6 protein-coding genes and 1 pseudogene are annotated in these 7780 nt (G+C 46.1%); 2 read left to right on the top strand and 5 right to left on the bottom strand.

The annotated features are described in order from the left end of the window. Positions 1-138: 138 nt before the first annotated feature. A pseudogene (locus PsAD37_RS29525) lies at positions 139-240 on the top strand (integrase arm-type DNA-binding domain-containing protein); the annotation flags it as partial. A 51-nt stretch (positions 241-291) separates the two neighbouring features. Next, positions 292-1233, top strand: coding sequence for a site-specific integrase (locus tag PsAD37_RS18330; RefSeq protein WP_342633589.1), 942 nt, complete (start codon positions 292-294; stop codon positions 1231-1233). Between the two features lie 475 nt (positions 1234-1708). Here PsAD37_RS18330 and PsAD37_RS18325 read toward each other — a convergent pair whose 3' ends face one another. The 5 genes from PsAD37_RS18325 to PsAD37_RS28150 all read right to left on the bottom strand — a co-directional run bounded on the left by PsAD37_RS18325 (position 1709) and on the right by PsAD37_RS28150 (position 7466). Further along, a complete protein-coding gene (locus PsAD37_RS18325; RefSeq protein WP_193778301.1) occupies positions 1709-2932 on the bottom strand; it encodes an efflux RND transporter periplasmic adaptor subunit in 1224 nt (407 codons plus the stop codon). Between the two features lie 140 nt (positions 2933-3072). Beyond that, a complete protein-coding gene (locus PsAD37_RS18320; protein WP_063297385.1) occupies positions 3073-4578 on the bottom strand; it encodes a TolC family protein in 1506 nt (501 codons plus the stop codon). 374 nt (positions 4579-4952) lie between these two features. Further along, positions 4953-6173: an ABC transporter permease gene (locus PsAD37_RS18315; RefSeq protein WP_063297384.1), complete on the bottom strand. Its 1221-nt coding sequence runs from the start codon at positions 6171-6173 to the stop codon at positions 4953-4955. 4 nt (positions 6174-6177) lie between these two features. Beyond that, on the bottom strand, positions 6178-6876 hold the full coding sequence (locus PsAD37_RS18310) for an ABC transporter ATP-binding protein (RefSeq protein WP_063297383.1): 699 nt from the start codon (positions 6874-6876) through the stop codon (positions 6178-6180). A gap of 140 nt (positions 6877-7016) precedes the next feature. Then, entirely contained in the window at positions 7017-7466 is a 450-nt protein-coding gene (locus tag PsAD37_RS28150; protein WP_153039799.1) for a hypothetical protein, read from the bottom strand. Positions 7467-7780: the final 314 nt, after the last annotated feature.

The following is a 7780-nucleotide window of genomic DNA, read 5'->3' as shown; positions in this document are numbered from 1 at the left end:
GCAGCAAGAAGTTATCAAGCACTGTGGCAGGCCGTAGGCCAAGTCTGCGACCTCTTCACAAAGCAAGAGTGCAACAACTTCTTCAAAACAGCTGGATACATGACCGATTAAACGCGACAAGCTCTAGAAGGGCGCTCCCGCCGTCTGACACTCGGGAAATACGGAGAGCTGACACCAGATCAGGCACGAGGACTGGCAGTCGATGTTCTGGCCAAGGTGCGGAATGGGGAAGACCCAACCGTTAACCGCAAGATCATCCGCAATGCACCGACGGTTGACGATTTACTGGATATGTATCTGAGCGAACATGTTGAGGTGCACAACAAACCAAAGTCGGCTGTTGAGATACGGCGCATTCTTGAACGGTGTGTGCGTAAGCCTCTAGGCAAAGCGAAACTGGCTTCAGTTACACGGCAGGATATCTCCAAGCTACATCGCTCCATGCGCAGAACTCCGCGACAAGCAAACCATGTGCTGGCAATCATCTCCAAAGCGTTCAATCTGGCTGAAATATGGGGCTTGAGGCCTGAGCACAGCAATCCGGTGCGATTGGTGAAGCGTTACAAGGAGAATGAGCGCGACCGGTTCTTATCTGGTGATGAGTTACAGCGCTTGGGTAAGACGCTGGAGCTTGCAGAGAAAGAGGGGCTTCCATGGATCATCAAGGCTAGCCCAGAGAACCGCAAGCACTTGCGCCACGATATTGAAAAGCGCCGGACACCTGTGAACCCCATGGCGCTTTATTGTCTCAAATTGCTGCTCTATACGGGGGCACGGCTAATGGAGATCGCTTCTCTTGAATGGAAGCATGTAGACTTTGAAGAAGGGGCTATTGCCTTGCCTTCAAAAAAAGGGGATGGCCGCAAGCCTCATCCGGTCAGTGGGAATGTGCTCGACATCCTCTCCGATATACCGCGCTTGGATGGCTCGCCTTATGTGCTTGCCCGCATCAATGATCCCACTCGGCATATTACCAAGGAGCTGGTGGAGAACGCATGGCAACGCGTGCGCCATCATGCCGACATCCCAGATGTGCGCATCCACGATCTGCGCCATACGGTTGGCACCTTCGCCGCGCAATCGGGAAGCAACGCTTTCCTCATCAGCCACCTTCTACGCCATCGCAACGTGACCATCACCAACCGCTATGTGAACCACGATGCACATCCTATACGGGTGTTGTCAGAGACGGTTGGGGAGAGGATTGAGGCGGGGTTGAAAGGAGGGGGGTAAGAACTGACGGCATGAATGTGGAGGTATTGGCTTGAATATTCGCGAACACCGTATGTCGTAGTGTGACCATTTGCAGACATTCAACCTAAATCTCATTGCTTACGGCCAGTGCGTGACTTCAACCATAGGTCGATTCTGGCCAGTTTGTTACTAAGTGACCTATAGCTGTCATTGGTCTGAATATGGAACAACACAGCCAATGGGAGAGGCTAGTTAAAGTAGATCTTACTCAACACATCATTAGTCTAGAAGTAGTCGGCAGCTCATGCTTGTCAAATTGCCCAAGAAAATCAGCTGTAGATAGAATTGCTCTGCTAATGTTTGATAGATCAAATGAGCTAGGAAAACTTTAGCAAGCACCATTGCCCCTCATAGCTTGCATATTTCTTGATGCTCGAGCAACGGATGCAAATCTTGGACCAAGGCGGGGCCTAGGAATTGAGTAATTTTCAATATCACCTTGTTTCCTAACAATTCAGTCCGGCATGATTATTGTTTCTCCAGCGCTCAGACCTTTGGTGACTTCGATCCCATAAACAGTCGTAGCTCCCAATTCAACGTTTCGCTGCTCAATCACACTCAATTCATTTTGACGAACAGTGATATAAGGACTGTCGTTGTCATGACTGATGGCTTCAAGCGGAACAACAATTGCATCTGATTTTTGATAGGTTTTGATCTTGATGCGAGAGGACATTCCTAGGCGCACACTCTGAGCAGGCATGTTGTCCTTGAGTTCAAATCTCGCCTGAACTTGAAAAGCCGGCCGTTGGCGACCACTGGCTGATCCGAAAGCCTCAGAACTCACCCGAGCAATTTCGCCTTCAAATTTATGGTCGGGAAAAGCCTCACTCGATATCTCCACTGTCTGCCCGACGCGTATTTTACTAACATCATTCTCATCTATCTGGCCTTCAGCAATAAATACTCTTGAATCTGCAATTGCAAAAATTGGCTGCCCTTTCTTCAACTGAAGCCCTGCCTCGATAGTCATAGTTCTCTGGCCTCCATCAGAAACGCTGGGAAGGGATACCAGAATTCCATCTTTGGAAGCTTTCACAGTTGCGTTTTCCTTGAGAGCTTTAAGTCTTTCAAATCGGTCCCCGGCGTTTTTTAGCTCCAGCTCTGCCAGATTAACGCTTTGCCCTTGGCTTGCCTGTTCCAATTGTCGCAGGTCTTGTTGCTGGCTCTCAACATTCAAAATCTGTCGGCTGACTTGGCGCTGTGATGCTTCATACTCGTTCCGAGGTACTATTCCTCTGTTCAGAAGATCTGCAAGAATGTCCGTCTGTTTTTGAAGATTGAGCAGTTCTGCTTCCGCAAGCAGCAAGGCTCGGAGCGAGCGCTGATAATCTGCGCTCGCTCTCCAGTCTTTTAAAGACTGCACGACACCTCTTGCTTTAATGAAGTCTGCTTCTGCGGCTCGGGACTCAGCGGCAATGTCTGCTGTATCAATAACCGCCAGAATGGCTCCCGCCTTCACGCTGCTGCCAACAGTCGCGTGAACAGTGCGGGTCAGACCATCAAATGGAGCAAATAGTATCGAGCTATTGTGGGCACGAATTGTTCCCACCACTGTCAGATGGTGAGTGAGATTTGTCGGCTGCACTTCAAAAAACGCAGGCTGTTGCAAATCAGTTTGAGCAATCGCCTGACCTCTCTCGCTAACTTCTTTTGCGAGCCAAAACCCTGCAGGCAAAATGAGACACCCAAGTGCGCAGAGCTTTACTACTCGTGCCAGACGTTTATTGCCTCTTTGCTTGGTATGCCTTGGGCTGTTGTGATCGTTTCCATCGCTTATATTTTCATCAGAAGCGGAATGAGGTTCTACGTGCTCGTTCAATAGCATGGCGCTCTGAGGCCTCCAGGTTTCTTCAGATTTATGCCCCATGTTTGAAGGCTGGTTCCAAGTTGCAGGTCCAACCGGGTCAGAGCATTTAAGTATCCAATGCGGGCAGTGAGAAGTTGGATTTCTCGATCTCGCAGGTGATCTTCCAGAGTTTGGACCTGAAAAGTGGTTGAGCGCCCCGCATTGAGTTTGGCGAGTTCAACCTCGACAGCCTTTCGCGCTAGTTCCTCTGCAGTTTCGGCCAACTTGATCTGTTTCCATAAAAGCCGGGCCTCATTTGCAGATCTCCTGATTTGCTTCTCAATCCCCTGACGGATTTCGCGAAGTCGCACATATGCGATCTTCTTGGTTGTGGAAGCTTGCACATAGTCGCGTTGAGGCTTTGGATTGTTGAGTTCGATGTTAACTCTAAAGCCCACAGTAGCCTCTGAAGTTGTCTGCCAGTTTGCTTGAGAGCCGCCCTCTAGCCCGTAGCGACCACGAGCAAATAAATTAAGATCCCAGAGTTTTGCGTTTTCCGCAGCAATCAGATTGTACTTTGCCTGCGCTATGACATTAAGTTGCCCCAGATAGTCTGGCCTGTTGGCTAAGGCAACGGTGACCAATTGCTTAATGCTGATGGTGACATCGCCTGATTCTTGAGCCTCTATCGCGATAATTGAAGTATCCAGATCTAATGCAAGAAGATCCACAAGCTGCAGTTTCGCGGTGGTTAAGTTTTGAGTGGCTTGCAAGGCGCGCAAGCGTTGATTTTCCAGATCAGCGCGTGTTTGGATGATGTCCAATGCGGCTATTCGGCCAACTTCAATGAGAGCTTCATTGTTGGTTATCAGCTTCTCTGCGCGTTCGACTGCAAGGTTGGCCAGCTTCAACTCCTCCTGCGCTAAGAGCAAATCTCGATAAGAAAAAATGATGTTTCCAATGACTTCGGCCACGGTTGAATCCAGACGCAAGATATTCGCTTTTTCTGCAAGGCGTGCTTGTTGAAGTGATGCTAGATTCGCTTTAACACCACCGCCTCTGAGTAGAGGCTTCTCAGCAGTAAACTCAGCGAAAGAGGACCAGTCCTGCAATTCTTTGCTTAAGTTTCCACCATTGCTCCAGGCAAACTTAAACTGTGCTCCCGAAGGCGTTTTGAGTTGGGCTTGAGGCGAAACCGTTCCGCGGGTAGTATGCTGAGTGCGGCTTGCAGACTGACTCAACTCTCCAGAAAAGCTAAATTGTGGCTCGAACTGCGCTTCCTCAACTGACAGATTGTATGCTTCCGCATAGCGCGAGATACAGGCACTTTCGATCGTCCTGTTGCTTTTCAATCCAATGAAGATTGCTTCTTGCAGTGAAATCTTCTTGCCAGCTTGAGAGACAAGCTGATTTGGTTTTTGTGATGGGATCGGTATCTCCGATGATGTTGCTTGGCCAAACTCAGGTCGCGGCTTTGGCAAAGGAGAGGCTGCATGAACGGCAACTGATAAGAGCAGGCAGATAACAAACGCCATTTTGATGCCTGCAATCCGGAATCCCAAGTATAAGTGCCTGTTATATAAACACTTAGTAAACAGCATCAAAAGCTCCTGAGGCTGTAACTGGATGTAGTCTGGGGGCCCAAACTACAGGGTAACTGCCCAAAAATAACCCCATAGCAACTGCTATCAGCCCCCTAAAGGCAGAGCATAAAGAGACGAACTGAATTGCCATCCGAAAACAAGCACAAACAAAAAATACGGCGTAAACTAAAATTAGTTGTATTTTCTGGATAGCACTATAGGTTTTTAAAGAAACACAATCTACCGAATGACAATAAAGTCGAATTGATGAAGTAGCTTCCATTTCAGCAACAATTATCTTTGATGTTTGATCGCAACATTCAGATTTACGAACTAGCTCTAAGCACAACAAGCGGCTCAACACGCGCTGCTTGTAATGCTGGATACAACCCGAAAAACAATCCAACTATAAATGACATGGCTAGACTGATCGGCAAAGAAAGAAAGTATAATGTAAAAATCCATCCAGAAATAAAAGTAAAAATCCAACTCACAAAAAATCCAATACTTGAACCCAATGCCCCTCCTATAGTAGAAATTAATATAGCCTCACATAAAAACATAAATAATATATCATTTTTTCTCGCTCCTATTGCTCTACGTATGCCGATTTCTTGACGTCTCTCTAAGACGCTCATCAACATCACGTTCATGATACCAACACCTCCAACGAACAATGAAATGAAGCCGGTCGCAGTTAAGAGCGAGCCATAGATTGTTTTCTGAGAGGCCATGCTTGTTATTAGTTGCTTCGCGGAGATCGTAAAAATCTCTCCACTTTTCATATTCTTAAGTAGTTTTGTTTTGAGCGCTTCTACAACTTGATCAATCTCTATTTCATCCGACATACTGACTATTAATTGATCAATGCTGACTTGCCCTCTAAGCTTGCGAGCTGCATCAAAGGGCAAGAATATTGTCTCATCAAAGGCTATATTGAGTAGAGGATTTTCTTGAGTTCTTTTCAGAACACCAATTACGACAACTTCGAACTTACCAAAAGACAAATGTTCTCCGATGGTGAGTATGCGGCCGTTTGCTTCCCAAAACGCATTTGCAACATTTGCCCCAACAACAGCAAATGCTGTATGTTCATCATATCTTGACGTCATACGCCCTTTCGACAAATATGCACCCGTTATACTAAAAAATTTATCGGTTACAGCCAAGACGTCGATGCGCGCATTATATGATTGCGCTTTGACTTGAGCGTTCACACGATTAATCGCCGCAACACTTTCGATGCCGTTAGTATTCTTGATAGTACTCTCGGCATCGCTCCAACTTAAACTGCCATGCCGGTCTGTTGATGGTAGCACTTGAAAACCCGCGATGTTTATGCCGCTTGATCGAAAGCTTTGTAAAATTTCTTCCTGAGCGTTATAACTAGTTTGCATCAAAGCAATGACTGCAGCAGTGCCCACCGAGATTCCAATTACTGCGAGAAATACACTCCTACTGAAATTAAAAATCGAAAAGGCTGCCTCGACAGCGATAAGTGTAAAAACACTTCGCTTGTCAGTTGCACACTCGTCCGCGCGACTCATTTGCCTAACACCTGCAATCAGAGATCACCCCATCGCGTATCCGAAACTGTTTATTGCAACGTTCGGCGATGCTTAGGTCATGAGTTACAATGAGAATTGAGAGGTTCTTCTCTCTATTCAGAAATTCTAGAAGAGATAATATTTCTTGTGCTGTTCTTTGATCTAGGTTCCCAGTAGGTTCATCAGCTAGCAACAATTTAGGATGGTTGATTAATGCGCGAGCGATTGCGACCCTCTGACGTTGCCCTCCAGATAGTTGCGAAGGTAGTTTGTGCTTGTGGTCGGCGAGGCCAACCATATTGAGAACGTGGCAGGATGCTTTAAACTGACGCTGTCTGTTAATCCCAGAATATAACAGTGGCAACCCGACATTTTCCCAAACCGTATACCGCTCGATAAGATGAAAAGACTGAAAAACAAACCCCAGAGATCCATTGCGATAGCGTGCCATCTGCTTATCATTGATGCTTGAGGTATCAACGCCATTGAAATACAAAGTTCCGCTGGATGGTCGATCCAACAATCCTAAAATGCTTAACAAAGTTGATTTTCCAGATCCCGATGGTCCGAGTAAAGCACTATACTCTCCTTCATTTATAGAAATATTTACGCCGCGCAAAACGCAATAATTACTATCAGCACTTCCATTTCTGAATACCTTCTCAATATTTATCGCAGACATCAGAGTGTTTCTTTTTGGCATTTAAGAAATTTTCCTCTTGATGACGGTATACATTATAATCGAAATGTAGTTAGCATCTCTGAAATCTCTTTAGTAAAGCGAATACATTATCTCTACGAACTTTAAGAGCACTTATTCAGAGATGCCAAAGGTCTACTGTGTTAGCGATACGGCCCTGTGAAGCTGACAGTTGTATACAGTTTCCCGTTATTTACATCTGGATTTGCAACAACTCTACATCGCGATGAACCTGCAGTGCGTATAGCTGAAATACTCATTCCAGAATCAATAATTTTACCATCAGAATAAGAAAATGACAAAGTATATCTACATGTGTGATAAGAACTGTTTCGATAGCTATAGTAATCAAAACTTACTCTGCCGGTTCCAGACCCAGATGAAACAGTTCCTGTGAGTTCGGAATAGAGCGATGGATTAACACTCACCGAGCAAAAATCGACACCGCTACAAGACAAATTTCTATAGTTTTGAGGGCCATAGGCTGAAGAAGAAGAAACCTTTATCGAAATAGAATCGAGGTCTGCGGCATTAGCGATGCCAACAGCTGAGAACATTAGTGCGCCATTGATTGCTGCTTTCAGTAAACTCATAATCATTACCTTTCTATGTCTCAAATAACTCTCTTGAGGTGAGGGTTAGATTGATAGCAATCCAGGATTGTGTAAAGCTTATGTGGCAAACTCGTATCACTTGGCGGAGCACCCCACCCTTCCGTAAGCGACTACCACTCAGATCATATCAACCCTTGATGGAAATGCGCGAATGTCCGGTAATGGCGGTGGTTTCAACTGGTGGTCGCAACACTTTAATCTTTGAATAAAGATGGAGTGTTCGACATGACGTATCGCCGCCGTATTTACTATTCTGCCGCACAACGAGCCGAGATTTGGGATCGATGGCAGCG

It is taken from the genome of Pseudovibrio sp. Ad37 (assembly GCF_001623075.1).
Taxonomy (GTDB): Bacteria; Pseudomonadota; Alphaproteobacteria; order Rhizobiales; family Stappiaceae; genus Pseudovibrio.
The sequence above is the reverse complement of the archived record's forward strand: the minus strand, read 5'-3'. Positions and strand labels throughout refer to the sequence as shown.

Excerpts from the sequence above, each read along its gene's own strand:
- PsAD37_RS18330 (WP_342633589.1), top strand. The coding sequence starts at position 292 with ATGTATCTGAGCGAACATGTTGAGGTGCACAACAAACCAAAGTCGGCT.
- PsAD37_RS18320 (WP_063297385.1), bottom strand. The coding sequence starts at position 4,578 with ATGGCGTTTGTTATCTGCCTGCTCTTATCAGTTGCCGTTCATGCAGCC.
- PsAD37_RS18315 (WP_063297384.1), bottom strand. The coding sequence starts at position 6,173 with ATGAGTCGCGCGGACGAGTGTGCAACTGACAAGCGAAGTGTTTTTACA.
- PsAD37_RS18310 (WP_063297383.1), bottom strand. The coding sequence starts at position 6,876 with ATGCCAAAAAGAAACACTCTGATGTCTGCGATAAATATTGAGAAGGTA.
- PsAD37_RS28150 (WP_153039799.1), bottom strand. The coding sequence starts at position 7,466 with ATGAGTTTACTGAAAGCAGCAATCAATGGCGCACTAATGTTCTCAGCT.